Below are 24,096 nucleotides of genomic sequence, written 5' to 3' on the forward strand. Positions count from 1 at the left end.
TCAACAATCTGCTTTGGCTTGCGGCCGAGATGGCGCGCAAGGCTGGAGATCTGTTCCAGATGAGCGAGAAGGCGCGGCGTGGGGCGCCTGAGACCGGCGGTTAGCGGTCGGTCTGCGGGCCGCGGATTTCGCGGCCTGCGTGAAGGCTTCCTGGAGTGAGAGGCTCAGCGCCTGGCCCGCCCGAATGGCCGAGAGCAGGCGCAGGTCGGATTCGGTGAACTCCAGGCAAGGCCGAGACCCGCCGGCCGGCCCTGTGCGCGGCGACAGCAGGCCTTCGCGCAGGTAGTGCCTGACGGTCGTCTGCCTCACTCCTGCGCGGCGCGCGAATCTCGACTGGCCACTCGGCAACGTGCAAGCCGCAGTCGTCCACGACGCCCCCGATCATGTCGCCAGGAAGTCGGGGCTACCGCTTCAGGCCTTCGTGCCATCTTGCGGCGAAGCGCCGACGACTGGGCAGAAGCGGCGCGCGTGAAGTTGAGAGTCAGTCGAAGGCAGCGCACCTCGACCTGCATTGACGCCAACTAGGGTCTCGACGACCGTTCCTCGAAGATCGGCCCCGATTTTCCGGTTGCAGATTTCAGCTGCGCGTTGGCGAGTTCTCCAAGATTTCTTATAGCCCCTTCCAAGCGCGGGTCGCCGAGATGCCCGTAGTTGATGCGCAGGTGCCGGGTGTATCGGCGGTCGGCTGAAAACAGATGGCCCGGTGCTACGCCTATGCCGAGCTGAAGGGCGTCCTGGTGCAGTGCGAGCGAGTCGACGCCCTCTGGCAGCGCGAGCCACAGGAAATAGCCACCCTCGGGGCGCGTGACCCGCGTTCCAGCCGGAAAGTATCGTTCGATGAGTCGCAAGCATGCAGCCTGCTGGCGGCTGAGCGAATGCCGCAGGGCGCGCAGGTGACGATCAAAACTCCTGTGTTGGAGGTACTCCTGCAACGCCAGTTGCGAGGGGAGTGCCGTCGCCAGCGAGCTCATCAACTTGTTCCGACCCAAAGTGGCTGCAAAGCGACCGCCCGCTACCCAACCGATGCGATATCCAGGTGCCAGGGATTTCGAGAAGGAACTGCAGTGCAGCACCCAGCCATCCCGGTCCCAGGCCTTGGCTGGTGGCGGTCTCCGAGCCCCATGCGCGAGTTCGCCATACACGTCGTCTTCGATCAGCGGTATGGCGCGGGTGGCGAGCATGCTGACCAGTTGCTCCTTGGCTGCGTCGCTCATGGTGCAGCCCATTGGATTCTGGAAGGTCGGCATGAACCAGCAGGCCTTCACCGGATGCTGGTCGATCACGCGAGCAAGAGAGCTGAGATCTACGCCCGTACGCGGGTGGGTCTCGACCTCGACCGCGCGAAGACCGCGCCGCTCCAGTGCCTGCAACGCACCATAGAAGGTTGGCGTTTCGATCGCCACGACGTCGCCCGGCTGCGTCACCGATTCGAGCGCAAGATTGAGGGCCTCCATCGCCCCGCTGGTGATGACCAGTTCAGACGCAGGAACATCCATTCCGACGCTGCCGTAACGCAGGGAGATCTGATGGCGTAATTGGGCGTTTCCTGGTGACAGATCTTCGACGGTCTGCCAGGGATCCATCCGCTTGAGCGCTCGCGTCAGGCCGGCGGCAAGTTGTTCGAAGGGAAACAGCTCTGGCGACGGAAAGGCCGAGCCCAGCGGGACCATGTCGCGCTCCCGAGCCTGCGCAAGGACCTGAAAGACAAGCGACGAGACGTCGACCGGCATGGACCGGAGGACAGGCTCGGTGGCGGCGAGTTCATTGGTCGGCATTTCCGCCACCGCTCGAACGAAGTATCCCGACCGCTGCCGCGCTTCGACAAGCCCCTGCGCCTCCAGCAGGTAGTAGGCAGAGAACACGGTGGACGCGCTGATGCCCATTTGCGACTTCAGTTCGCGCACGGAGGGAAGGCGATCGTTCGCCTTCAGGCTGCCCGCGCGAATACGCTGGGCGATGTTGTCGGCAAGCTTCTCGTAGCGGTTCATGGGCATCTCTTTCTGATACGGGCGTTCTGGACCGCTCCCGAGATTGTCGTATCAGACGTGTGCCTACCCGACGCGACTACCGATCTCCTTGCATCTGATACGGAGATTTTCAGCCGATCTGGTTCTGTACGTATCAGCCTGGAAGATGAACACTCGACAGCACGATGAGAGTGCTTCTGTGTGCAGGCGGACTGCTCCGCCTTTCGACGCGTCTTGCAGACGCCCATTCAGCTGACCGCTACGTTTCGTTGGATTGATTAATCAACCAATTAATTAATCTTTCCGTTTCTTCATCGGTCTATTGAGCTGCTCGCCGCACTCGGGCATTTCTCGGTCTGTCACCTGATGTCTTTTCAATCATGAATTCAATCCCTATCTCCTTTGTTATTTTCAAGGTTCTCGTGCTCAGCGTGGGCATGTATTTGGCCGTCAAGTGGCATTACGAACGGGGACAGAAGTACAAGAATCAAAAGACAGCTGCAGTGGTCCTGACATCCATCAAGGTGGGCTCGGCGTTCATCGCTTCTGCGTTCCTCGTGCTCTTCCTCACCTTTGAGTTTTGCAATTGGATCGGTCTGGACCTGACCATGCGGTGATTGGAGGTTTTCGGTCGATGGCCTGAATACGGTGCGACTAACGGCTCGATCCGCTCGATCCGCTGGATTGCTGAGCTATCGAAGGTGCCATCTGCCAGAACATGAGTGAAGTAGTAGCCCTGGTGCAGCAAGAAAACTGCTGCAACTGCTGCACTTGGTGGCAGGGTCAAAGATGCGCCGAAGCCACGATGCGCCGGGCATAGTCGCTCAGCTCGGCCATTCGCAGTGACTGGCGCAAAGCCTGGGTATCAGCAAACACGGGCATGAGCGGTCAGTCGCATGGGTAGTTGACGCGCGCGAGATCGAAGCGTCGCGCAGCGATACCCGCGGCGAAGTAAAGGACGAGCGCGAAGCCCGGGGGACATTCGCAGAGGCGAGTACCCCGTGGCCTGTGCACTCGCCCCGAACAACGCGAGGACAGAGCAGTTTTAGACAGCCTGCTTGTGCCGCTCGATGCAGATATCCAGCGTCTCCGCGCCAGGCCGCTGCCACCAGTCGAGGTTCGAAAAAATCTCCACTTCGCTGAAACCAGCGAAGCCTGCATCCTCGACCCACCCGCGGATCTTCTTCAGCTCGACCACGCCATCGCCCATCATCCCGCGGTCACTCAGCAGATCGCGCGTAGGCGTGAGCCAGTCGCAGACGTGATACGCCAGCAGGCGCTCGCGGCCGGCGCGGGCGATCTGCTGCTGCAGCTTCGGGTCCCACCACACGTGGTAGATGTCGAGAGCCACGCCGAGCATGCCGCTCCTGCCCGCATCGAGCTCGTCGCACAGGTCGAGCGCGTGTTCGAGCGTGTTGATGCATGCACGGTCGGCCGCCTGCATCGGGTGCAGGGGCTCGATGGCGAGAGGCATGCCGACCTCGCGGGCGTATTCGAGCGATGCGGCGATGCCGTCGCGCACTTCGCTGCGCGCGCGACCGATGTCCTTGTAGGCGGCCTTGCCGTCGAGCGCGCCGGGCAGGGCGCCGACGACCAGCACGAGGCAGGGGGCGTCGAGCGTCTTGGCCTCGTCGATGGCGCGGCGGTTGTCGTCGAGCGCGGCCTTCAGGCCGGCCGCGTCGGGCGCGGGGAAGAAGCCGCCGCGGCAGTAGCCAGAGAGACAGATGCCGTGCGTCTTCAGCTGCTTCGCAATCTTGTCGAGGCCGACAGCCGCCACCTGGTCGCGCCAGGGGCTGATCGCGCGGATGCCGCGTTCGGCGCACTGGTCGATGATGCGGTCCAGCGGCACCTCGGCGCCCGATTGCTTGCGCACCGTGGCGGTGTTGATCGAGAGCCAGTCGTGGTTCTGCGAGAAATCGCGCATGCTCGTCTTCAGCCTTCCACGCCGTGCAGGGCCAGCAGGGTCTTCATGCGCCGCACCGCCAGCTCGGGCTGCTCCAGCAGGTTGGCTGCATCGGCCAGCCTGAACAGTTCGGCGAAGTGCTGCAGCGAGCGCGTGCTCTGCTGGCCTCCGACCATCGTGAAGTGCTTCTGGTGGCCGTTGAGCCAGGCCATGAACACCACGCCGGTCTTGTAGAAGCGCGTGGGCGCGGCAAAGATGTGACGCGACAGCGGCACGGTGGGGCCGAGGATGTCGTGGAACTTCTTTTCGTTGCCTTGCGCCAGTGCACCCAGGGCTGCGCTGGCCGCCGGCGCGATCGCATCGAAGATGCCCAGCAGCGCATCGCTCTTGCCGTGCGTGGGTTCGCTGCCGACGCCGTCGCCCGCGATCAGCTCGGCGTAGTTGAAGTCATCGCCGGTGTACATGCGCACGCCCGGCGGAAGGCGGCGGCGCATCGCGATCTCCTTGTCCTTGTCGAGCAGGGAGATCTTGATGCCATCCACCTTGTCGGGATGCGCGGCGATGATGCCCAGCGCCGTGTCCATCGCGGCATCGACGTCCTTCGTGCCCCAGTAGCCTGCGAGCGCCGGGTCGAACATGTCGCCCAGCCAGTGCAGCACCACCGGCTGCTTCGCCTGGCTCAGGATGCGGTCGTACACGCGCTCGTAGTCGGCGGGGCTCTTCGCCACCCGGGCCAGCGCGCGGCTGGCCATCACGATCAGCTTGCCGCCCAGCGCCTCGATGGCGGCCATCTGTTCCTCGTAGCCGCGGATCACGTCGTCGACGCTCTTCACGCTGTCGATGTCCAGGTGGTCGGTGCCGCAGCCCGAGGCGACCAGCGCGCCGGGCACGTCCTTCGCGGCATCGAGCGAGCGGCGGATCAGCTCCAGCGAAGTCGGCCAGTCCAGGCCCATGCCGCGCTGCGCGGTGTCCATGGCCTCGGCCACGCCCAGGCCCAGCGAGAACAGGTGGCGGCGGTAGGCGATGGTGGTGTCCCAGTCGACCGCGCACTGCAGCCATGGGTCGATGGCGGCCATCGGGTCGGCCACCACGTGGGCGGCCGAGTAGGCGATGCGGTTGAACTTGACGCCCGCATCGGGCTTCACCGGTGCAGTGCCGCGCAGCGCGTAGGGCGCGAGCGTGCCGCCCGCGGTAGGAAGGTTCAGCGAGAGAGCCATGCCGCGAACCTCGTCAGACCTTCAGCGCGGGCACGTCGACCCAGCGGCGGTCTTTCCACGACTCGAGCGCGGCCTCGACCAGCTGCACGCCCTTGGCGCCTTCGGGCAGCGTCCACTTGTAGGGGGCGTCTTCCACCACGTGGCGGATGAAGTGTTCCCACTGGATCTTGAAGCCGTTGTCGTAGACCTGCGAGTCCGGAATCTCCTGCCACTGGTCGAAGAAGTTCATGGTCTGCTTCTCGTCGGGGTTCCACACCGGGCGCGGCGTGGCCACGCGCGACTGGGCGCGGCAGCTCGACAGGCCCGCCACCGCCGAGCCGTCGGTGCCGTCTACGTGGAAGGTCACGAGGTCGTCGCGGCGAACGCGCGTGACCCAGCTCATGTTGATCTGCGCGATGACCGGCTCGCCGTTGTGGCCGGTGAGTTCGCAGGTGGCATACGCCGCGTCGTCGGCGGTGGCCTCGTAGGGCTTGCCGGCCTCGTCCCAGCGCCTGGGGATGTGGGTGGTCCCCAGGCAGCTCACCGACTTCACCTCGCCGAACAGGTTGTCCAGCACGTAGCGCCAGTGGCACATCATGTCCAGGATCATCCCGCCGCCGTCTTCCTTGCGGTAGTTCCAGCTCGGGCGCTGGATGGGCTGCAGGTCGCCTTCGAACACCCAGTAGCCGAACTCCAGGCGCACGCTCAGCATGCGGCCGAAGAAGCCGGCGCGGCGCAGCATGTCGAGCTTGCGCAGGCCGGGCAGGAAGAGCTTGTCCTGCACGGCGCCGTGCTTCAGGCCCTTGGTCTTCGTGGCTTCCTCTGCCAGGCGGGCGATCTCGACGGCCTCGTTGAGGTTGGTGGCGATGGGCTTCTCGCAATACACATGCTTGCCGGCGCGGATGGCCTTGGCCAGCAGGGCGGGGCGCATCTGCGTGGTGCCGGCGTCGAAGAAGATGGTGTCGTCCTTGTTCTCCAGCGCCTTGTCGAGGTCGGTGCCCCAGCGCGGGATGTTGTGCGCCTTGGCCAGCGCTTCCATCTTCTCGGCGTTGCGGCCGATGAGGATCGGGTCGGGCATGACCTTGTCGCCGTTCGACAGCGTGACGCCGCCCTGGGCGCGGATGGCGCAGATCGAGCGGATCAGGTGCTGGTTCATGCCCATGCGCCCGGTGACGCCGTGCATGATGATTCCTAGACGTTGGGTGGCCATCGTTTTCTTCCTTGGGTGCGAGAGATTGGTGCGGGCTGGACGCGCGCTTCAGTAGACGGAACGCATCGCGTCCCACGAGATGCCTGCGCCTGGCTTGCCGGTGGCGAAGCCGGGCGCGGCGTTGAGCGAGGACAGGTCGAGCTGCCCTTCGCGGATGGCGAGGCGCACTGCGCCGTCGCTGGTTTCGTAGAGAACCGGGTGGGCGCGCAGCAGCGCCAGCTGTTCGGCCTCGGGCGCCGCCGCGAGACCATTGACGTAGTGGTGGCCGTTGCGCTCCACGTGCGAGAGGCCGAGCCAGGCGACGAGCGCCAGGTCCTGCTGCACGCCGATGCCGGCCTGCATGGTCAGGTCCTCGCCCGAGAGAAAGTAGCGCGGCTTCTCCAGCTCAGCGTTCCATTGCGCGCAGCGCGCGGCATTGATCACCGATTTGTAGAAGCCCTTGCAGCTCTTGCTCGACACGCCGGTGTAGCCCAGTGCGCGGGCCTGCACGAAGGCGTCGAGCGTGGCGTCCGATTCGTCGATGAGCAGCGGAATGCGCTTGCCCAATGCCGACACGTCGCGCTGCAGCGCCGCGTCGCGCCGGATCGGCTGTTCGACGAAGACCGTCTTCTGCGCGAGCTTCCACAGCGTTGGCGTGGAGAGCATGCGGTCGAGAAAGGTGGCGAAGTCGTCGGCGTCCGCGTATTGCTCGTTGCCGTCGAGCGTGACCAGTTGCGCCTGGCCGTCGATCACGCGGGCGATGCGCTGGAGCCGGTCGATGTCCTGCGCGGTGTTGCCGCACAGCTTGAGCTTGAAGTGGGTGTGGCCGTAGCGCCGTACTGCGGCCTGCAGCGTCGTGGGCAGGCCGTCGGTGGGTGCATCTGGCGAGGCGTCGTACTCATCGATGGCGTCCGCCAGCCCGACCGTGTGGCGTGCGGCGATGCTGTTTCGCGGTGACTGCTTCGCCAGGAAGGCCGGCATGTCGAAACCCGCGAGGTCGTCGACCAGGCCGCTGCCGGCGATGTCGATGCCGCACAGGTTGGCGCTCATCGCCGCCGCGAAGCTCGTGCCGCTGTGCAGGCACAGCGCATCGAGCAGGGCGCGGTCGATCAGCGCGGGCCCGTAGCTGGCCACCAGCGGCTGCAGCCCCTTGGCCCTGGCGCGCGACTGCAGCGCTGCGTAGTTGGAGGCGAAATGCGTCCACGCGGTCTGCGCATCGGGCTCGGCGGTGTAGGCCTCGCGCGCATCGCGCAGGGCGAAGCGCAGCTGTTCGAAGTTCTGCTCGTTGGTGAGCGCCGGGTTCTTGTCGAACCACTTCGGAATCATCATCTCCGCAGCGCAGCCCTCGGCCGTGCGGCCGTCGGCGAAGCGGATGCGCGCCTTCACGTAGACCTGCGGGCAGGCCGTGACGGTGGCGGCGCCGAAGCGGAACGGCAGCCGCAGCGCCACGTTGCGCTCGGCGAAGCGGATCTCCTCGACGTGAAAGCGGATCGCGTCCATGGCCTGCATCTGCTCTTCAGTGGTCCAGGATGCCCTGCGAGTAGAAATGCGCGCGCACCAGCTTCGTGTAGGCGCCGAACTCGGCCGAGGCCATCACGTCCAGCGTGCGCGGGCGCGGCAGGTCGATGTCGTAGACGGCCGCGATGGAGCCGGGGCGTTCGCTCATCACCATCACCCGGTCCGACAGGAAGATCGCTTCGGGAATGCTGTGGGTGATGAGCAGCACCGTCTTCTTCGACGTCATCCAGATGCGCTGCAGCTCCAGGTTCATCTTCTCGCGCGTCATCGCGTCGAGTGCGCCGAAGGGCTCGTCCATCAGCAGCACCGACGGGTCGTGCAGCAGGGCGCGGCAGATCGATGCGCGCTGCTGCATGCCGCCCGACAGCTGCCAGGGGTACTTCTTCTCGAAGCCCTTCAGGCCCGCCATCTCCATCAGCTCGCGGGCACGGGCGCGCGATGCCTCCGACGGAAGGTGGCGCATCTCGGCCTGCAGCAGGATGTTGTCTTCCACGCTGCGCCAGGGCAGCAGCACCGCGCTCTGGAACACGATGCCCACGTCCTTCTGCGGGCCCTTGATCGGGTGGCCCGCCAGCGTGAGGCTGCCGCCGCTGATGGGCAGCAGGCCCGCCACCATCTTGAGCAGCGTGCTCTTGCCGCAGCCCGAAGGGCCGACGACGGAGACGAACTCGCCTTCCTTGATGGCGAAGTCGAGCGGCTTGAGCGACTCGACGGGGCCGTCGTTGCTTGGGTAGATCTTCGAGACGCCGCGCGCTTCGATCAGGTTCACTGGAGACATGGAGCGTAGTTAAAGGACGAGGCGAATGAGGAGACGCAGCGCTTGTGTTTTTTCCGGGAACACCGCGGAACCGGCTTTGCCGGGCCGCAGGTGTTGCCCCCGGTAGGAGGTGGGAGAAGCGACACGAAGTGCGCGGAGCCTGGGGGCGAGTCTGTTTACGGCAGGAAGTCGAGAGTGACGTAGTCCTCGGGCTTGCCGCGCGTGGAAGCATCCATGCCGCCGTACTGCACCAGCAGGTCGAGCGAATCGTTCACGTTCTTCATCTGCACGCGGAAGGGGCGCTGGTTGGCGGTTTCCTTCGTGTGGTACAGGGCCACGCTCTGCTTCATGCCCACGATGAGCGTGTCGCGCACGCCGGCCTTGGGGTTGGCCTTGAGCATCGCGTCGACCGCGGCCTCGGGGCTCTTCTCGGCGGCTTCGGCGGCCTTGGTGGAGGCGCGCATGAAGCGCTTCACCAGGTCGGGGTTCTCGGTCAGCAGGTTCTTGTTGGCGATGATCCCGGAGCTGATCTGGTTCACGCCCGAGTCGGCGAAGCGGATCGGCGTCACCGGCTTGCCCGTGGCGTCCTGCAGCTTGATGGCCTGGTCCATCACGTAGCCCAGCAACAGGTCGGCCTGGCCGTTGATCACGGCATTGAGCTTGGTCTGCGCGTCGCCCGAGACGGTCTTGATCTGGTCGGCCTTGATGTCGTTCATCTTCAGGAAGAGCGGCCACATCTGCGACATCGAGTCGCCCGGCGTCACCGCCACCGTCTTGCCGACGATGTCCTTCGGCGTCTTGATGTTCTTCTCGGTGAAGCCCATCACCGACATCGGACTCACCTGGAACAGCACGCCGGTCGACTTCAGCGGCGCACCCTTGGCGGCGGCCTTGATCATGGTGGTCACGTCGATGTAGCCGAAGGTCGCCGACTTGGCGGCCACCGCCTGCGCGGTGACGGCGGAGCCGCGGCCTTCCTGGATGTCGAGGTCGATGCCTTCCTCGGCGTAGAAGCCCTTTTCCTTGCCGAGGAAGAAGGGCGCGTGCTCGCTGTACAGGTACCAGTTGAGCATCAGCGTGACCTTGTCCTTGGGCTTGTCGCCCTGGGCGTGCGCGGGTGCGACGGCGAAGGTGGCGAGCGCGGCCGCGGCGAGCAGCGTGGGGAGCAGTTTCTTCATGGTGTTGTCTCCGGGAGTTGTCAGGTATGGCAAGGGAACTTGGACTTTCGCGGCGCCATGTCTACCCCGGCTGCGAGAAGCGGGCATGTCTTGCCAGGGATACCGCGGAACCGGCTTTGCCGGGCCGCTGGTATCGCCCCCGGAAGGGGGTTGGCGAAGCGACACGAAGTGCGCGAAGACTGGGGGTGAGCCCAAGCCCCCGCGGAACCGGCTTTGCCGGGCCGCTGGTATCGCCCCTGGAAGGGGGTTGGCGAAGCGACACGAAGTGCGCGAAGACTGGGGGTCATCTCAATGAGTGTGGCGCTGCGAGGCGTGCCAGGGGATCATCACGCGCTCGACCAGGTCGACGGCGACGAAGAGGATCACGCCGATGCTCGAAAGCACCACCAGCGCCGCGAACATCAGCGGCAGGTCGAAGTTGCCGTTGGCCACCTGCAGCACATAGCCGATGCCCGAGTTGGAGCCGACGAACTCGCCGACCACGGCGCCCACCACCGCCAGCGTGACCGACACCTTCAGCCCGCTGAAGATCTGCGGCAGGGCCTGCGGCAGGCTGATCTTGAAGAAGGTCTGCAGCCGGCTCGCGCCCATCGAGCGCGAGAGATCGAGCATGTCGGGCTCGACCGACTTGAAGCCCATCACCGTGGACACCACCACCGGGAAGAAGCCCAGCAGGAAGGCGCTGATCACCTTCGGGAAGATGCCGAAGCCGAACCACACCACGAACAGCGGCGCGATCGCCACCTTGGGAATGCTCTGCGAGAACACCAGCAGCGGATACACGTACGACTCGACGACGCGCGAGTAGGCGATGACCATCGCGATCGGAATGCCGATGAGGATCGTCAGCCCGAAGCCGCCGAGCGTGGCGAGCGTGGTCTTCCAGCTCTCCGCGAGCAGGCGCGGCCATTCGGCGACGAGTTGCTTCACGACCTCCCACGGCGGGGGAATGAGGTAGGCCGGAATCCTGAACAGGCGGATCGCCAGGTCCCACAGCACCAGCAGCAACAGGATCAGGAGGAAGGGGCGCAGGGCCGGGGAGAGCAGGAGCTTGCGGAACATGGCGGGAGCCGGGGCTTTCAGGAGGAGCGTGCGGGATGGCTTGCGTGGCTTACTGTTGGACCGAGAGGCCGGCCGCCTTCACGAGCTGCGCGTTGCTCGCGATCTCTTCCTTGATGTAGGCGTCGAACTGCTCGGGCTTCAGAGTCCAGGCGTCGGCACCGAGCTTGGCGAAGCGCTCCTTCACCTCGGGCGTGGCCAGCGCCTTCGCCACTTCGGCGTGCAGGCGCTCGACGATGTCGCGCGGCGTCTTGGCCGGCGCCATCATTCCGATCCAGAAGTTGAACTCCGAGCCGGGCACGCCGGCTTCGCTGGTGGTGGGCACGTCGGGCAGCGCGGCCGCGCGCTTGGGCGAGCCCACGGCGAGCGCGAGCAGCTGGCCTTCCTTGATCTGCCCGATGACCGGCGCGATGGGCGAGAAGTAGTAGTCGACGCGGCCCGAGAGCACTTCGGTCACGGCCTCGCCCGATCCCTTGAAGGGGATGTTGGTGGCATCGATCTTCGCGGCCATCTTGAACTTCTCGGCATTCAGGTGCGTGGCGCTACCCTGGCCGGCCGAGGCGAAGTTCATGCTGCCCGGCTTGCCGCGCGCGGCGGCCAGCAGCTGCGGCAGCGTCTTGATGTTCTTGCTCGGCGAGATCACCAGCGCGTTGGGCAGCGACGAGATCGGCGTGATGCCGGCGAAGTCGTGCACCGTGTCGAACGGCAGCTTGGCGAAGGTGGAAGGGCTCACCGTGTGCGACGACGAATGGATCATCACCGTGTAGCCGTCCGGTGCGGCCGTGGCCACCGCGTGCTGGCCGATGGTGCCGCTCGCGCCGCCGCGGTTGTCGATCACCAGCGTCTGGCCCATGCTGGCGCTCATCTTGTCGGTGATGGCGCGGGCAATGATGTCCGTGGTGCTGCCCGCCGCGAACGGCACGATCACCCGGATCGGCTTGTTCGGATAACCGTTCTGCGCCGCCGCCAGCCCCGGCAGCAGCGCCGCGATGCAGGTCAGGGAGGCGAGGGCCGCTGTACGCGCCGCACTGCTGGCAATGAACTTCATGGATGTCTCCGCGCGGTCGGGCCGCATTCTTGAAATCGATCAATTCACCATTGAGTGAATTATTGATTTTAGGAACGGCCGCGCGGCAGCGTCAACGGGTGCTCCCTAGTGAATACCCGCAGGAGCAGGTTCAGTGGTTTTCAGGTGCGACTGCGCAGTGCACGGTCGTCGGAACCGGCACGGGCCAAGGTCGGGAACACCGTGGAACCGGCTTTGCCGGGCCACCGGTGTTGCCCCCGGTAGGGGGTGGCGAAGCGACACGAAGTGCGCGAGCCTGGGGGGCGAGCCCAGCCTTACCGCGGAACCGGCTTTGCCGGGCTGCTGGTGTTGCCCCCGGAAGGGGGTTGGCGTAGCGCACGACGTGCGCGAAGCCTGGGGGCTATTTCAGTACGTAGCCAAGGACCAGGTCGGTCATGTGCGAGAGGCGTTGCGCCATCGCCTTCGGCGCACGCAGGTCGCGGCCGAAGATGGCCGATAGCGTGTGGTTGTTCGAGAGGTAGAAGTAGCAGAGCGAGGCGATGGAGATGTAGAGCTGCACCGGGTCCACGCCCGCGCGGAACAGGTCGTCGCGCCGGCCGCGTTCCAATACGGTGTCGAGCAACTGCACCAGCGGCGAGTTCATCTCCTGGATGCGGTCGGAGCGCTTCAGGTGGGCCGCGCAGTGCAGGTTCTCGCTGTTGAGCAGCGTGATGAACTCGGGGTGCTCGAGGTAGTAGTTCCAGGTGAACGACACCAGCTGGCGGATGGCCTCCACGGGGTCGATCTCTTCGAGGTGCAGGCGCTGTTCCGCTTCGCGGATGTCCGCATAGACGCGCTCCAGCACGGCAAGGAACAGGTCGTCCTTGCTGCCGAAGTAGTAGTAGATGAGGCGCTTGTTGAGGCCCGCGCGCTCGGCGATGCTGTCCATGCGCGCGCCTGCGAGGCCGCGCGCGGAGAACTCGTCGCGCGCCGAGGCGAGGATGGCGAGCTGCGACCTGTCCGCATCGCGCGAGCGTGGTTCGATCGCTTCGATCGCGATGTCGGGCGTTGGGTCCTTGGGGGCCTTCATGGCGCGAATTTAACCATTTGGGGAATTAACGCAAGGCGTCCGGAGCGGGCGCACATAATTGCCGAAGACATTTGCAGCTGAGGTTCCTACTTCCCATGAGTACATCACAACCCGCAGGCCACCTGATCGTGGAATGCCTCGTAGAGCAAGGCATGGAGATCGCATTCGGCGTGCCTGGCGAGAGCTTCCTGGCAGTGCTCGACGGCTTCCACGCCTACCGCGACCGCACGCGCTTCGTCGTCAACCGGCAGGAGGGCGGCGCCGCCTTCATGGCCGAGGCGCACGGCAAGCTCACCGGGCGGCCGGGAGTGTGCTTCGTCACCCGCGGGCCGGGCGCGACCAATGCGTCGATCGGCGTGCACAACGCCTTCCAGGACTCCACGCCGATGGTGCTTTTCGTGGGTGACGTCGGCAGCGACTTCCGCGACCGCGAGGCCTTCCAGGAAGTCGACTACGGCAGCTTCTTCGGCCCGAGCACCAAGGGCTTCGCCAAGCGCGTGGAGCGCATCGACGACGCGAACCGCATTCCCGAGTACATCGCACGTGCCTTCGCCACCGCGATGAACGGCCGTCCGGGACCGGTGGTGCTGGTGCTTCCGGAAGACATGCTGCGCAGCGAGACCACCGCGCGTCCGCTGGCGCGCGTGGAGGCGGTGGAGCCCTGGAGCGATCCGGGCGCGCTGCGCACCCTGCGCGAGCTGCTGCTGAAGTCGCAGCGCCCGCTGGTGATCGCCGGCGGCGGCGGCTGGACGGCGCAGGCCGCGCAGGCGCTGCAGCGCTTCGCCGAGAACTGGCGCCTGCCGGTGGCGAATGCGTTCCGCTTCCAGGACACCTTCGACAATCACCATCCGCAGTACGCGGGAGATGTCGGCATCGCCATCAACCCGAAGCTCGCCCAGCGCGTGAAGGACGCCGACCTGATCCTGGCCATCGGCCCGCGCCTTGGCGAGATGACCACCAGCGGCTACACGCTGCTCGAGGCACCCAAGGCGAAGCAGACACTGGTGCACATCCATGCGAGCGCCGAGGAGCTCAACCGCGTCTACCAGGCCGACCTGGCGATCAACGCCGGCATGAGCGCCGCTGCGCGCAGCCTCGAGGTGCTGAGCGCACCGCCGACGCTGCCGTGGGAAGAATGGACGCTTCAGGCCCATGCCGACTACGAAGCCAACCTCGTGCCCCAGGCTTTGACGGGCATGCCCGCCGAGACGCCGCGGGGTTCGGTCGACATGGCGCAAGTGGTCGCGCTGCTGCAGAAGCATCTGCCCGCGGACGCGGCAATCACCAACGGCGCGGGCAACTTCGCGAGCTGGGTGCACCGCTACTTCCGCTACCACGGCCTGGCCAAGGGCGCGAAGACGCAGCTGGCGCCGACCAGCGGGGCGATGGGCTACGGCGTGCCGGCTGGCATCGCGGCCAACCTGGCGACGGGGCGCGTGGCCTTCACCATCGCGGGGGACGGCGATTTCCTGATGACCGGGCAGGAGCTGGCGACGGCTTCGCAGCACGGCGGCAAGAGCATCGTCGTGCTGCTCAACAACGGCATGTTCGGCACGATCCGCATGCACCAGGAGCGTGAGTATCCCGAACGCACCAGCGGCACGGCGCTGCGCAACCCCGACTTCTGCGATCTTGCGCGCGCCTATGGCTACGCGGCCGATCGGGTGACGGAGACGGCGCAGTTCGAGGCGGCGCTGCTGCGCGCGCTGGAGGCCGACACCGGCACGCTGATCGAGATTCCGCTCGACCCCGAAGTCATCACCACGCGCGGTACGCTGTCGTCGATCACGCGCTCGGCGAAACAGGCGAAGGGCTGATCGCGGCGCGATGGCGGGCCACCTCCGCGCGCAGGAACGGCGAGCGCAGCTCGAACACGTCGAACAGGCCGAGCGCGTCGAGGGTGGGGATCAGCGAGGCGAAGTCGTCCTCTGCGGCCTGCCTGTCGGCCGGGGACGTGCCGGCGTCTTCGAGGATGCGCGCGTTGGCAAGGAAGGCGGCGACCGATCCCTTGCGCAGTGCGCGGCCGTTGATGGTGGTGAAGTCTTCGCCGTCGGGGAGTACGTCCTGGGCTTTCATGGAGGCTGTTCCTTGGTTGGAGTTGAGAGGGTTTCGATGCTAGGCAGCGCCGCTCCTTCGGGCTTGCGGAGCGGGGCCAATCGATACCGCCGGCGGGCCACCCATGGCTGAACGGACGCCCGCGACGCTGTGGATCACCGCCTACGAGGCGCCGCGCGTCACCGGCTACCACTCGCACGACACCGGGCAGCTGTTCGCCTTGCGGGAGGGGCTGCAGGTCATCGAGACGCCGTCGGGGCGCTGGGTGCAGCCGCCGGGGTGGATCGGCTGGATCGCGCCGCGCTGCGCCCATGCGGCGCAGACCTTCGGCGCCACCGCGGGCTGGAGCCTGCACATCGATGCAACGACGGCACAGGCGCTGCCGGGTGTGCCGCACGTGTTCGCGGCGACGCCGCTGGTGCGTGCGCTGGTGAATCGGCTGACGGGCATGGACGCATCCGATCCCCTGCTGGAGCCCCGCCGAGGGCGTCTGGTGGGTGTGCTGATCGACGAACTCGCGGCGGGCGACAGGCCGTCCCTCCATCTGCCGATGCCGCAGGACGGCCGGCTGGCAGCCATGGCTGCCGCGTTGGCCGACGACCCGGCGCTGCCGGACGGCATCGACCGATGGGCCGATCGCATCGGCATGGCCCGAAGGACGCTCACGCGCCGATTCGCTGCCGAGACGGGACTGAGCTTCGCGCTGTGGCGCCAGCAGGCGCGGCTGCTCAAGGCGCTGGAACTGCTGAGCCTGCAGGAGAGCGTCACCGCGGTCGCGCTGACGGTGGGCTACAGCTCCGTCAGTGCCTTCATCGAGGCTTTCCGAAAGCACTTCGGCTCGACGCCGGCGCGTTTCTTCGAGGACGGCGGGGCAATGCTGCAGGCGAAAAAAAAGCCCGCGTGAAGCGGGCTTTCTGATTCAGGAGCGCGAGGCCCCCGAGGGCTTACTTGACGTGCTTGCCGATCAGCGCTGCCAGTTCGAACATCGACACTTGCGGCTTGCCGAAGATTTCCTTCAGCTTGGCGTCGGCGTTGATGTTGCGCTTGTTGGCCTTGTCCTGAAGGTTGTTCTTCTTGATGTAGTCCCACAGCTTGCTCACGACAGCGGTGCGCGGCAGCGGCGTGGAGCCGACCACGGCGGCCAGTGCCGGGCTGGGGGTCAGTGCCTTCATGAACGCAGCGTTGGGCGTGCGCTTCTTGGCGGGAGCGGCCTTCTTCGCGGGGGCCTTCTTGGCGGGAGCCGCCTTCTTCGCCGGTGCGGCCTTCTTCGCAGGAGCCGCCTTCTTGGCCGGAGCGGCCTTCTTCGCCGGAGCCGCAGCCTTCTTTGCAGGAGCGGCCTTCTTTGCCGGAGCTTTCTTGGCCGGAGCCTTCTTTGCAGTTGCCATGGTTGATTTCCTTTTTTGGTTGAACACTCACCAATGAAAAACTTGCGTCTCCAGTGGCATTGCGGATGCTAAAGGAGAAAAAACGCGTTTCCAAGGGAAAAAGCGCTTTTTTCATTGGGAGCTGTTGTTTTTTCAGAGGGGAGAAGCCCCGTTTTTCACGTCCGGCGCCCGGGCCACGTTGCGAGCACCACGCCGATGAGCGCGACGACGAACGCAACCAGCTGTGGGGAAGAGAGGCTTTCGCCCAGCACGAGCACGCCCACGAGGGCGGCGCTCACGGGCAGCAGCACGGTGAAAACACCCGCTTGCGCGGCTGGTACGTTGCGAAGTCCGGTCATCCAGAGCCACACCGTCCAGATGCTCGCGGCCAGCGCGTAGGCCACGAGCAGCGCCCAGGTGCCGAAGCGCACCGCAGCGAAGTCGAACTGCAGCGCGAGCCAGATGCCGAAGGGCATCGACAGCATGAATCCCCAGAGGTTGATGAGCGACGCGATGCGCTTGGGCCCGAGGCGCCCGGTGAGCGACTTGCCGATCACCGCGTAGGCCGTCTCGCAGAGCACCGCGCAGAAGACGAGCAGGTTGCCGAGCCAGGGCATCGACGTCGACGCCGATGAGTCGGCGCTGGAGGCCGGTGCATGCGATGCCGCCGGCGACAGCGCCAGCAGCCCGATGCCGACCGCCGCGCAGGCGATGGCCAGGCCGATGCGTACGGTGATCCGCTCGCGCAGGAAGAGCCAGCTCGCGACCGCGACGCACGCCGGGATCGACGCCATGATCACGCCCGCCGACACCGCGCTCGTCAGGCTCACGCCGAAGAGCATGCAGATCGAGAACAGGAAGTTGCCGAGGAAGGACTCGAGGAACACCAGCCAGCGCGTGCGCGTGGTCATCGGTGGTTCGTCGGGCGAGCGCCTGAGCCAGTGCGGCATGGCCAGCGCCGCGATGCCGAAGCGCAGCCAGGCGAGCAGCAGCACCGGAAAGGCGGCGACGAGGGGCTTGGAGAGGGCGACGTAGCCGCCGACGAGCGACATGCTCAGGGCCAGGCAGCCATAGGCCACGAGGCGGCCTGATGCGGGTGCAGCGGAGTTCAATAGACTGGACGACGTGTTGTTGTGAAGGAAGGATGCGCTTTCGATGATGCCCCACGTTTTTGTCTACGGCACGCTGCGCCGCGGCGGACGCAACGACATCGCGCGCTATCGGCCCGAGCCGAGGTTCATCGGCGAGGCGAGCATCGCCGGCACGCTGTTCGATCTCGGCGCCTATCCGGGCGTCGTGCTCGGCGGTGTGCAGCGGGTGAAGGGCGAGGTCTACGCCATCGAGCCCGCGGTGGAAACGGCGCTCGACGTGCTGGAGGAGGTGGCAGACGACGACTCCGGCGAGTACATCAAGCGGCAGGTGCGCGTGGAGGTGAACGGGCAGTGGTTCGAATGCCTGGTCTACGAGATCCACCCGACGCGCATCGCCGGGCTCGATGTGATCGAAAGCGGCGACTGGATCGCCCATGCAGCGCGCTGCGCTGCCTCGTTTTCACAACCGAAAGATTGATTGCGCATTGCGGAATGGCTGGCTGCTGCGCCGCAATATTTTTTCTCGATATGGGAAAAATGATTCTGCATTGAGAAATATCGCGCTAACTAGTTGATTTTATTGGCGCAAAAATATGTCTTCTATAAGACATAAGAGTCTGGGGCGGAGTTACAGTAACTCCACGGCCGCAGCGCCAACCTTTCAATCAACCTCACGGAGTGACCATGCCCCAGACCCTCACAGAACAACTGAGCCGCGAACAGCAGATCGCCGCACTCGAGAAAGAATGGGCCACCGACCCCCGCTGGAAGGGCGTCAAGCGCGGCTACAGCGCGGCCGACGTCGTGCGCCTGCGCGGTTCGTTCCCCATCGAGCACACGCTGGCCAAGCGCGGCGCGGAGAAGCTCTGGGACAAGATCAACGGCGGCGCCAAGAAGGGCTACGTGAACGCCTTCGGCGCGATCTCCGCCGGCCAGGCGATGCAGCAGGCCAAGGCCGGCCTCGAGGCCGTGTACCTGTCGGGCTGGCAGGTTGCCGCCGACGGCAACACCTCCGAGACGATGTATCCCGACCAGTCGCTGTACGCCTACGACTCGGTGCCGACGATGGTCCGTCGCATCAACAACACCTTCCGCCGTGCCGATGAGATCCAGTGGGGCCGCGGCATCAACCCGGGCGACAAGGAGTTCATCGACTACTTCCTGCCCATCGTGGCCGACGCGGAAGCCGGCTTCGGCGGCGTGCTCAACGCCTTCGAACTGATGAAGAACATGATCACCGCCGGTGCCGCCGGCGTGCACTTCGAAGACCAGCTGGCCGCCGTGAAGAAGTGCGGCCACATGGGCGGCAAGGTGCTCGTGCCGACGCAGGAAGCCTGCGAGAAGCTGATTGCCGCACGCTTCGCCGCCGACGTGCTCGGTGTGCCGACCATCGTGCTGGCCCGCACCGACGCCGAAGCCGCGAACCTGATCACCTCCGACCACGACGCCAACGACAAGCCGTTCCTGACCGGCGAGCGCACGCAGGAAGGCTTCTTCCGCGTCAAGAACGGCCTGGAGCAGGCCATAAGCCGCGGCGTGGCCTACGCCCCCTACGCCGACCTGGTGTGGTGCGAGACCGGCGTGCCGGACATCGGCTTCGCCCGCGAATTCGCGCAGGCCGTGCACGCCGCCTGCCCGGGCAAGCTGCTGTCGTACAACTGCTCGCCTTCCTTCAACTGGAAGAAGAACCTCGACGACAAGCAGATCGCCTCGTTCCAGGAAGACCTGTCGGCGCTGGGCTACAAGTACCAGTTCATCACGCTGGCCGGCATCCACGTCAACTGGTTCAACACCTTCCAGTTCGCCCATGCATACGCTCGCGGCGAAGGCATGAAGCACTACGTGAACATGGTCCAGGAACCCGAGTTCGCCGCACGCGACAAGGGCTACACCTTCGTGTCGCACCAGCAGGAAGTGGGTGCGGGTTACTTCGACGACGTGACCACCGTGATCCAGGGCGGTTCGTCGAGCGTGAAGGCGCTGTCGGGCTCGACCGAGGAAGAACAGTTCCACTGATCGGTCGATCGATCCTCGCCGGATCGATCTCTGACAGGCAGGTATTCGCTGTCACCTTCAGCCCGGCCGCGCGCCGGGCTTTTTTGCGCCCGTTAGATCTCGAGGCGTACCTCGCGCACGCCGCGCCCCAGTCGCTGGCGCAGCAGGGTACGCAGCGTGACGCCATCGGCGTAGCCCACCATGCCGGCGATCTGCTCGAGGCTCCTGTCGCTGGTCTTGAGCAGGTGCACCGCGCGCTCCACGCGCAGATCCTGCACGTAGGAGAGCGGGCTCTTGCCCAAGACCTGCTGCATGCGCCGGGCCAGCGTGCGCTTGCTGGTTCCCGCGGCCTGCGCGGCCTCGTCGAGCGAGAAGCCATGGGCCAGCCGGCCGCGTGCCCAGTGTTCGAAGCGCTCCACCAGCGGGTCTGAATGGGAGAGGTGGTCGGAGATCACGTAGGCCGATTGCGACGGCCGCGGATCGACGATCAGGTAGCGCGCGACCAGCGTGGCGAGTTCGGGGCTTGCCTGGCGCACGATCCACAGCGCCAGATCGACATGGCTCAACGCCGCGCCGGCCGTGATCAGGTGGCCGGAATTGACCAGCATGCGCGAGTCCTCGAGCTGCACGCTGGGATAGCGCTGGCGAAACAGGGTGGCGAGCCACCAGGTCGTGGTCGCGTTGTGGTGATCGAGCACGCCCGATTCGGCGAGCACGAAGGTGCCGATGCAGGCGGCGGCCACACCGGCGTTCCTGTCCGAGCGTTCCCGCAACGCGATGCAGGCGTCGCGTACGTCGGCACGCTGCAGGGCGGGCTCCAGCGTCTCGGGCATCTTGCAGCCCAGCGCGGGAACGATCAGCCAGTCTGCAGTGCCGGTACCGAGTGCGCGAGCCACTGGCACGGAAAGACCTTGCGAGGTCCGCACGCGTTTGCGCACGCCTGTCACGGTGACCTCGAACGGGGCTGCGTCAGGCTGCAGCATGGCCGCGAGCTCGTTGGCAGTGGTGAACACGTCGAGCACCGTGGACAGGCCGGTGTCGAATACGCCGTCGAGGGTGAGTACTTCGAGCTTCATGGCAATAACGATATCAAAGATGTCAAAAATGCCAATAGCTCTAAAGGTGAGGGCCGCCTAGAGTCGGTGCCGACGCCGCGCAATCTCGCGCGCCGTTCAACGCAGGAGATGACCCATGATCAAGTACGCACTGTTCGCCCGGCTCGAAGCCAAGCCGGGAAAGGAAAGCGATGTCGAGAAGTTCCTTGAGGCCGGTCTTGCGATGGCGCGCGACGAGAAAACCACACCGATCTGGTTTGCGCTGCGCCTGTCGCCGAGTACCTTCGGCATATTCGATGCATTCGAGAGCGATGCAGCACGCCAGGCTCACCTGGCCGGTCCGATCGCCCAGGCGCTGATGGCGAAAGCGGCCGAACTGTTTGCCGGGCCGCCGTCGATCGAGCCTATCGACGTGCTGGGCCTCAAGAACGCCGCGCCTGCATCCTGAAGCGGGCAAAGGCTAGAATCGCCGTCTCTGCACTCAACAAGAGCGAGAAAGGCATCTTGGTTATGACACCGCGAACTACCTCGCAAGGATTCAGCGGCTTTTTCTTCACCGAAGGAAAAGGCCGGTAGCCCGCGCTCGCTGGTTTTCGCCAGCTACACAACCAAGCAAAGCGCGGTCATCCACCGCGCTTTTTTGTTTTTCTCCCCGAGGTTTCCCAAAATGATCCAGATCACGCTCCCCGACAACTCGCGCCGCGAGTTCCCCGGCCCGGTTTCGGTGGCCGAAGTCGCCCAGTCCATCGGTCCCGGCCTGGCCAAGATGACTGTGGCCGGCAAGGTCGACGGCAGGCTCGTCGATGCATGCGACGTCATCGACCATGACGCGAAGCTGCAGATCATCACGCCCAAGGACGAAGAGGGCCTGGAAATCATCCGCCACTCGACGGCGCACCTGGTCGGTCACGCGGTGAAGCAGCTCTACCCGACGGCCAAGATGGTGATCGGGCCCGTGATCGACGAGGGCTTCTACTACGACATCGCCTACGAACGCCCGTTCACGCCCGAGGACATGGCCGCCATCGAGGCGCGCATGCGCGAGCTGATCGCGCAGGACTACGACGTGATCAAGAAGATGACGCCGCGCGCCGAGGTCATCGAGGTCTTCAAGTCGCGCGGCGAGGACTACAAGCTGCGCCTGGTCGAAGACATGCCCGACGAGCAGGCCATGGGCCTTTACTACCACCAGGAATACGTCGACATGTGCCGCGGCCCGCACGTGCCGAACACGCGCTTCCTGAAGGTCTTCAAGCTCACGAAGCTGGCCGGCGCCTACTGGCGCGGCGATGCCAAGAACGAGCAGCTGCAGCGCATCTACGGCACGGCCTGGGCCGACAAGAAGCAGCTCGACCAGTACATCCAGCGCATCGAGGAAGCCGAGAAGCGCGATCACCGCCGGCTGGGCAAGGAACTCGACCTGTTCCACATCGACGAGGTGGCGCCGGGCGTGGTGTTCTGGCACCCGAAGGGCTGGGCGATCTGGCAGGCGGTCGAGCAGTACATGCGCGGCATCTACCGCGACACGGGCTATTGGGAAGTGAAGGGCCCGCAAATCCTCGACAAGAGCCTTTGGGAGAAGACGGGCCACTGGCAGAACTACCGCGAGAACATGTTCACGACGGAATCGGAAAAGCGCGACTACGCGCTCAAGCCGATGAACTGCCCTGGCCACGTGCTCATCTTCAAGAGCGACCTGCGCAGCTACCGCGACCTGCCGCTGCGCTACGGCGAATTCGGCCAGTGCCATCGCAACGAGCCCAGCGGCGCGCTGCACGGCATCATGCGCGTGCGCGGCTTCACGCAGGACGACGGCCACATCTTCTGCACGGAAGACCAGATCCTTGACGAATGCATCGCCTATACGGCGCAGCTGCAGAAGGTCTACGCAGACTTCGGCTTCACGGACATCCTCTACAAGGTCGCGACGCGTCCCGAGAACCGCGTCGGCTCCGACGAGCTGTGGGACAAGGCCGAGCACGCTGTGATGGAATCGCTGCGCCGTTCGGGCGTCGACTTCGTCATCGCACCCGGCGACGGTGCCTTCTACGGCCCGAAGATCGAGTACACGCTGCGCGACGCGATCGGCCGCCAGTGGCAGTGCGGCACGATGCAGGTCGACTTCAACACTGCCGAGCGCCTTGGCGGCGAGTACGTGACGGAATCCAGCGGCCGCGCGCACCCCGTGATGCTGCACCGCGCGATCGTCGGCAGCCTTGAGCGCTTCATCGGCATGCTGATCGAACACCACTCCGGCGCGATGCCCGCGTGGCTCGCTCCGGTGCAGGTGGCGGTGCTGAATATCAGCGAAGGGCAGGCCGATTACGCCTCGCAAGTTGCGAAAACGCTGCAAAATCAAGGGCTTAGGGTCCAGCTCGACCTGCACAACGAAAAGATTACGTATAAAATACGGAAGCATTCGTTGCAAAAGCTCCCTTACATCGTTGTCGTAGGCGACAAGGAAAAGGAAGCAGGTGCCGTCGCAGTGCGCGCCCGGGGCAATCAAGACCTCGGTGCAATGTCCCTCGAATCGTTCGTTCAACGGCTCGTTCAGGATGTTGCCGACAAGCGTTGATTTGTCTTCGGAAAACCCCATATGTTTCCCTGCCAAATCGTGCCGCTTGTCCGCGAGAGCTGAGCGGCTTCCGCTACAGATTTTGTAGCAAATTTTGAAGGATCCTGACCATCGCTACTGCATTCCGCGACCGCCGCCACCGCGAGGAACGCCAACACCGCCTGAACCGGGAAATCATGGCCCCGGAAGTCCGCCTGATCGGCCCGGATAACGAGCAATTGGGTGTCGTGAGTCTTGCAGAGGCTCTACGCCTTGCCGGTGAGCAGGACGTGGACCTGGTGGAGGTCGTCGCCGCGGCCAATCCGCCCGTGTGCCGCCTGATCGAATACGGCAAGTTCAAGTACCACGAGCAGAAGAAGGCGGCCGAGGCGAAGTCGAAGCAGAAGGTCATCGAGGTCAAGGAAATCAAGTTCCGGCCCGGTACCGACGATGGCGACTACAACATCAAGATGCGCAACATCCGGCGCTTCCTTGATGAGGGCGACAAGTGCAAGATCACGCTGCGCTTCCGCGGCCGCGAGATCACGCACCAGGAGCTCGGTCTGGCCCTTCTGCAGCGCATCCGCGACGAGTTGGGCGACTCGATCATCGTCGAGCAGTTCCCGAAGCTGGAAGGCCGGCAGATGATCATGATGATCGCGCCGGGCCGCAAGAAGCCCGGCGGCGGTGGACAGAAGCCGGCGACCGACGCCGGTGCCGCTCCGGCGGCGACTCCCGCAGCGGCCTGACTGGCCGGGGCTGGAGTCGAAGCAGAGAGGTTTTGAAGGGATTTCGCCTTTGCCCGCATTTCGAAAGAAATGCAGGCAGGGGCGGGATGAAGAAGTGTCTCGGGGCCAACAAGTCCGTGGAGCATCCATGGCGCCTCACGAGCACAAACTAAAGGAGCATTCACATGCCCAAAATGAAGACCAAGAGCAGCGCGAAAAAGCGTTTCCGCGTTCGTCCCGGTGGCACCGTCAAGCGCGGTCAAGCCTTCAAGCGTCACATCCTGACCAAGAAGACCACCAAGAACAAGCGTCACCTGCGTGGTGCAGTCGCAGTGCATGAAACCAACATGGTTTCTGTCGCCGCCATGCTGCCCGGCCGTGGCATCTAACT

Annotated in this window: 24 protein-coding genes; 9 read left to right on the plus strand and 15 right to left on the minus strand. The window is 65.2% G+C overall.

The window, feature by feature from the left end; all coding sequences use genetic code 11:
* Both ACTJLF_RS06455 and ACTJLF_RS06460 read right to left on the minus strand, forming a co-directional pair.
* Positions 1 to 348 carry a helix-turn-helix domain-containing protein gene (locus ACTJLF_RS06455; protein ID WP_440882708.1) on the minus strand — a complete coding sequence of 116 codons (348 nt, stop codon included), beginning with the start codon at positions 346 to 348 and terminating at the stop codon, positions 1 to 3.
* 173 nt (positions 349 to 521) lie between these two features.
* The gene (locus tag ACTJLF_RS06460; RefSeq protein ID WP_440882709.1) at positions 522 to 1,988 is read right to left on the minus strand and encodes a PLP-dependent aminotransferase family protein; all 1,467 of its coding nucleotides are present in this window, start codon (positions 1,986 to 1,988) and stop codon (positions 522 to 524) included.
* A gap of 359 nt (positions 1,989 to 2,347) precedes the next feature.
* Between ACTJLF_RS06460 and ACTJLF_RS06465 the strand changes: the two genes are divergently transcribed.
* Positions 2,348 to 2,584, plus strand: coding sequence for a hypothetical protein (locus ACTJLF_RS06465; protein ID WP_019653333.1), 237 nt, complete (start codon positions 2,348 to 2,350; stop codon positions 2,582 to 2,584).
* Positions 2,585 to 3,012: 428 nt separating this feature from the next.
* On the opposite strand, the gene ACTJLF_RS06470 is transcribed toward ACTJLF_RS06465, so the two are convergent.
* The 9 genes from ACTJLF_RS06470 to ACTJLF_RS06510 all read right to left on the minus strand — a co-directional run bounded on the left by ACTJLF_RS06470 (position 3,013) and on the right by ACTJLF_RS06510 (position 12,863).
* Positions 3,013 to 3,891: a sugar phosphate isomerase/epimerase family protein gene (locus ACTJLF_RS06470; RefSeq protein WP_440882710.1), complete on the minus strand. Its 879-nt coding sequence runs from the start codon at positions 3,889 to 3,891 to the stop codon at positions 3,013 to 3,015.
* Between the two features lie 8 nt (positions 3,892 to 3,899).
* A complete protein-coding gene (locus tag ACTJLF_RS06475; protein ID WP_126184451.1) occupies positions 3,900 to 5,087 on the minus strand; it encodes a dihydrodipicolinate synthase family protein in 1,188 nt (395 codons plus the stop codon).
* 13 nt (positions 5,088 to 5,100) lie between these two features.
* Positions 5,101 to 6,276 carry a Gfo/Idh/MocA family protein gene (locus ACTJLF_RS06480; protein WP_019653329.1) on the minus strand — a complete coding sequence of 392 codons (1,176 nt, stop codon included), beginning with the start codon at positions 6,274 to 6,276 and terminating at the stop codon, positions 5,101 to 5,103.
* Between the two features lie 48 nt (positions 6,277 to 6,324).
* Entirely contained in the window at positions 6,325 to 7,755 is a 1,431-nt protein-coding gene (locus ACTJLF_RS06485) for an enolase C-terminal domain-like protein (RefSeq protein ID WP_132799487.1), read from the minus strand.
* Positions 7,756 to 7,771: 16 nt separating this feature from the next.
* Positions 7,772 to 8,551: an ABC transporter ATP-binding protein gene (locus ACTJLF_RS06490; RefSeq protein WP_132799489.1), complete on the minus strand. Its 780-nt coding sequence runs from the start codon at positions 8,549 to 8,551 to the stop codon at positions 7,772 to 7,774.
* A gap of 155 nt (positions 8,552 to 8,706) precedes the next feature.
* Entirely contained in the window at positions 8,707 to 9,708 is a 1,002-nt protein-coding gene (locus ACTJLF_RS06495) for an ABC transporter substrate-binding protein (protein WP_019653326.1), read from the minus strand.
* Between the two features lie 288 nt (positions 9,709 to 9,996).
* Complete coding sequence (locus tag ACTJLF_RS06500; protein WP_132799491.1) at positions 9,997 to 10,770, minus strand: ABC transporter permease; 774 nt, start codon at positions 10,768 to 10,770, stop codon at positions 9,997 to 9,999.
* Between the two features lie 49 nt (positions 10,771 to 10,819).
* Positions 10,820 to 11,815 carry a tripartite tricarboxylate transporter substrate binding protein gene (locus ACTJLF_RS06505; protein WP_132799493.1) on the minus strand — a complete coding sequence of 332 codons (996 nt, stop codon included), beginning with the start codon at positions 11,813 to 11,815 and terminating at the stop codon, positions 10,820 to 10,822.
* 379 nt (positions 11,816 to 12,194) lie between these two features.
* Positions 12,195 to 12,863: a TetR/AcrR family transcriptional regulator gene (locus tag ACTJLF_RS06510; protein ID WP_019653323.1), complete on the minus strand. Its 669-nt coding sequence runs from the start codon at positions 12,861 to 12,863 to the stop codon at positions 12,195 to 12,197.
* A 95-nt stretch (positions 12,864 to 12,958) separates the two neighbouring features.
* Between ACTJLF_RS06510 and ACTJLF_RS06515 the strand changes: the two genes are divergently transcribed.
* Positions 12,959 to 14,680, plus strand: a complete 1,722-nt coding sequence (locus ACTJLF_RS06515; RefSeq protein WP_132799495.1) for a thiamine pyrophosphate-binding protein — start codon at positions 12,959 to 12,961, stop codon at positions 14,678 to 14,680.
* On the opposite strand, the gene ACTJLF_RS06520 is transcribed toward ACTJLF_RS06515, so the two are convergent.
* Entirely contained in the window at positions 14,649 to 14,939 is a 291-nt protein-coding gene (locus tag ACTJLF_RS06520) for a hypothetical protein (RefSeq protein ID WP_132799497.1), read from the minus strand. The genes ACTJLF_RS06515 and ACTJLF_RS06520 overlap by 32 nt on opposite strands.
* A gap of 103 nt (positions 14,940 to 15,042) precedes the next feature.
* On the opposite strand from ACTJLF_RS06520, the gene ACTJLF_RS06525 reads away from it, so the two are divergent.
* Entirely contained in the window at positions 15,043 to 15,822 is a 780-nt protein-coding gene (locus tag ACTJLF_RS06525; RefSeq protein WP_132799499.1) for an AraC family transcriptional regulator, read from the plus strand.
* A 40-nt stretch (positions 15,823 to 15,862) separates the two neighbouring features.
* Here the strand turns inward: ACTJLF_RS06525 and ACTJLF_RS06530 are convergent, their stop codons facing one another.
* On the minus strand, positions 15,863 to 16,303 hold the full coding sequence (locus ACTJLF_RS06530; RefSeq protein ID WP_019653319.1) for an SWIB/MDM2 domain-containing protein: 441 nt from the start codon (positions 16,301 to 16,303) through the stop codon (positions 15,863 to 15,865).
* Positions 16,304 to 16,458: 155 nt separating this feature from the next.
* Positions 16,459 to 17,394 (minus strand): DMT family transporter, encoded by a 936-nt coding sequence (locus ACTJLF_RS06535; RefSeq protein ID WP_132799501.1) that lies wholly within the window; start codon positions 17,392 to 17,394, stop codon positions 16,459 to 16,461.
* Positions 17,395 to 17,437: 43 nt separating this feature from the next.
* On the opposite strand from ACTJLF_RS06535, the gene ACTJLF_RS06540 reads away from it, so the two are divergent.
* Entirely contained in the window at positions 17,438 to 17,851 is a 414-nt protein-coding gene (locus ACTJLF_RS06540; protein ID WP_132799503.1) for a gamma-glutamylcyclotransferase family protein, read from the plus strand.
* Between the two features lie 206 nt (positions 17,852 to 18,057).
* Positions 18,058 to 19,389, plus strand: a complete 1,332-nt coding sequence (gene aceA, locus ACTJLF_RS06545; RefSeq protein WP_019653316.1) for an isocitrate lyase — start codon at positions 18,058 to 18,060, stop codon at positions 19,387 to 19,389.
* A gap of 92 nt (positions 19,390 to 19,481) precedes the next feature.
* Here aceA and ACTJLF_RS06550 read toward each other — a convergent pair whose 3' ends face one another.
* Positions 19,482 to 20,444 carry a helix-turn-helix domain-containing protein gene (locus tag ACTJLF_RS06550; RefSeq protein WP_132799505.1) on the minus strand — a complete coding sequence of 321 codons (963 nt, stop codon included), beginning with the start codon at positions 20,442 to 20,444 and terminating at the stop codon, positions 19,482 to 19,484.
* 115 nt (positions 20,445 to 20,559) lie between these two features.
* On the opposite strand from ACTJLF_RS06550, the gene ACTJLF_RS06555 reads away from it, so the two are divergent.
* The 4 genes from ACTJLF_RS06555 to rpmI all read left to right on the plus strand — a co-directional run bounded on the left by ACTJLF_RS06555 (position 20,560) and on the right by rpmI (position 24,094).
* On the plus strand, positions 20,560 to 20,871 hold the full coding sequence (locus ACTJLF_RS06555) for a putative quinol monooxygenase (protein ID WP_019653314.1): 312 nt from the start codon (positions 20,560 to 20,562) through the stop codon (positions 20,869 to 20,871).
* A gap of 219 nt (positions 20,872 to 21,090) precedes the next feature.
* The gene (thrS, locus tag ACTJLF_RS06560) at positions 21,091 to 22,998 is read left to right on the plus strand and encodes a threonine--tRNA ligase (protein ID WP_440882711.1); all 1,908 of its coding nucleotides are present in this window, start codon (positions 21,091 to 21,093) and stop codon (positions 22,996 to 22,998) included.
* A gap of 101 nt (positions 22,999 to 23,099) precedes the next feature.
* The gene (gene infC / locus ACTJLF_RS06565) at positions 23,100 to 23,726 is read left to right on the plus strand and encodes a translation initiation factor IF-3 (RefSeq protein WP_080647805.1); all 627 of its coding nucleotides are present in this window, start codon (positions 23,100 to 23,102) and stop codon (positions 23,724 to 23,726) included.
* A 164-nt stretch (positions 23,727 to 23,890) separates the two neighbouring features.
* Positions 23,891 to 24,094, plus strand: coding sequence for a 50S ribosomal protein L35 (gene rpmI / locus ACTJLF_RS06570; protein ID WP_007832497.1), 204 nt, complete (start codon positions 23,891 to 23,893; stop codon positions 24,092 to 24,094).
* The last annotated feature ends 2 nt before the right edge of the window (positions 24,095 to 24,096 follow it).

Source organism: Variovorax sp. 22077, assembly GCF_052044195.1.
GTDB lineage: Bacteria > Pseudomonadota > Gammaproteobacteria > Burkholderiales > Burkholderiaceae_C > Variovorax > Variovorax atrisoli.

Coding starts and splice junctions, on each gene's coding strand:
- ACTJLF_RS06525 (WP_132799499.1), top strand. CDS start 15,043: ATGGCTGAACGGACGCCCGCGACGCTGTGGATCACCGCCTACGAGGCG.
- ACTJLF_RS06495 (WP_019653326.1), bottom strand. CDS start 9,708: ATGAAGAAACTGCTCCCCACGCTGCTCGCCGCGGCCGCGCTCGCCACC.
- ACTJLF_RS06540 (WP_132799503.1), top strand. CDS start 17,438: ATGATGCCCCACGTTTTTGTCTACGGCACGCTGCGCCGCGGCGGACGC.
- thrS (WP_440882711.1), top strand. CDS start 21,091: ATGATCCAGATCACGCTCCCCGACAACTCGCGCCGCGAGTTCCCCGGC.
- ACTJLF_RS06460 (WP_440882709.1), bottom strand. CDS start 1,988: ATGAACCGCTACGAGAAGCTTGCCGACAACATCGCCCAGCGTATTCGC.
- aceA (WP_019653316.1), top strand. CDS start 18,058: ATGCCCCAGACCCTCACAGAACAACTGAGCCGCGAACAGCAGATCGCC.
- ACTJLF_RS06485 (WP_132799487.1), bottom strand. CDS start 7,755: ATGGACGCGATCCGCTTTCACGTCGAGGAGATCCGCTTCGCCGAGCGC.
- ACTJLF_RS06480 (WP_019653329.1), bottom strand. CDS start 6,276: ATGGCCACCCAACGTCTAGGAATCATCATGCACGGCGTCACCGGGCGC.
- ACTJLF_RS06530 (WP_019653319.1), bottom strand. CDS start 16,303: ATGGCAACTGCAAAGAAGGCTCCGGCCAAGAAAGCTCCGGCAAAGAAG.
- ACTJLF_RS06490 (WP_132799489.1), bottom strand. CDS start 8,551: ATGTCTCCAGTGAACCTGATCGAAGCGCGCGGCGTCTCGAAGATCTAC.
- ACTJLF_RS06500 (WP_132799491.1), bottom strand. CDS start 10,770: ATGTTCCGCAAGCTCCTGCTCTCCCCGGCCCTGCGCCCCTTCCTCCTG.
- ACTJLF_RS06470 (WP_440882710.1), bottom strand. CDS start 3,891: ATGCGCGATTTCTCGCAGAACCACGACTGGCTCTCGATCAACACCGCC.
- rpmI (WP_007832497.1), top strand. CDS start 23,891: ATGCCCAAAATGAAGACCAAGAGCAGCGCGAAAAAGCGTTTCCGCGTT.
- ACTJLF_RS06465 (WP_019653333.1), top strand. CDS start 2,348: ATGAATTCAATCCCTATCTCCTTTGTTATTTTCAAGGTTCTCGTGCTC.
- ACTJLF_RS06515 (WP_132799495.1), top strand. CDS start 12,959: ATGAGTACATCACAACCCGCAGGCCACCTGATCGTGGAATGCCTCGTA.
- ACTJLF_RS06475 (WP_126184451.1), bottom strand. CDS start 5,087: ATGGCTCTCTCGCTGAACCTTCCTACCGCGGGCGGCACGCTCGCGCCC.
- ACTJLF_RS06550 (WP_132799505.1), bottom strand. CDS start 20,444: ATGAAGCTCGAAGTACTCACCCTCGACGGCGTATTCGACACCGGCCTG.
- ACTJLF_RS06520 (WP_132799497.1), bottom strand. CDS start 14,939: ATGAAAGCCCAGGACGTACTCCCCGACGGCGAAGACTTCACCACCATC.
- ACTJLF_RS06505 (WP_132799493.1), bottom strand. CDS start 11,815: ATGAAGTTCATTGCCAGCAGTGCGGCGCGTACAGCGGCCCTCGCCTCC.
- ACTJLF_RS06510 (WP_019653323.1), bottom strand. CDS start 12,863: ATGAAGGCCCCCAAGGACCCAACGCCCGACATCGCGATCGAAGCGATC.
- ACTJLF_RS06555 (WP_019653314.1), top strand. CDS start 20,560: ATGATCAAGTACGCACTGTTCGCCCGGCTCGAAGCCAAGCCGGGAAAG.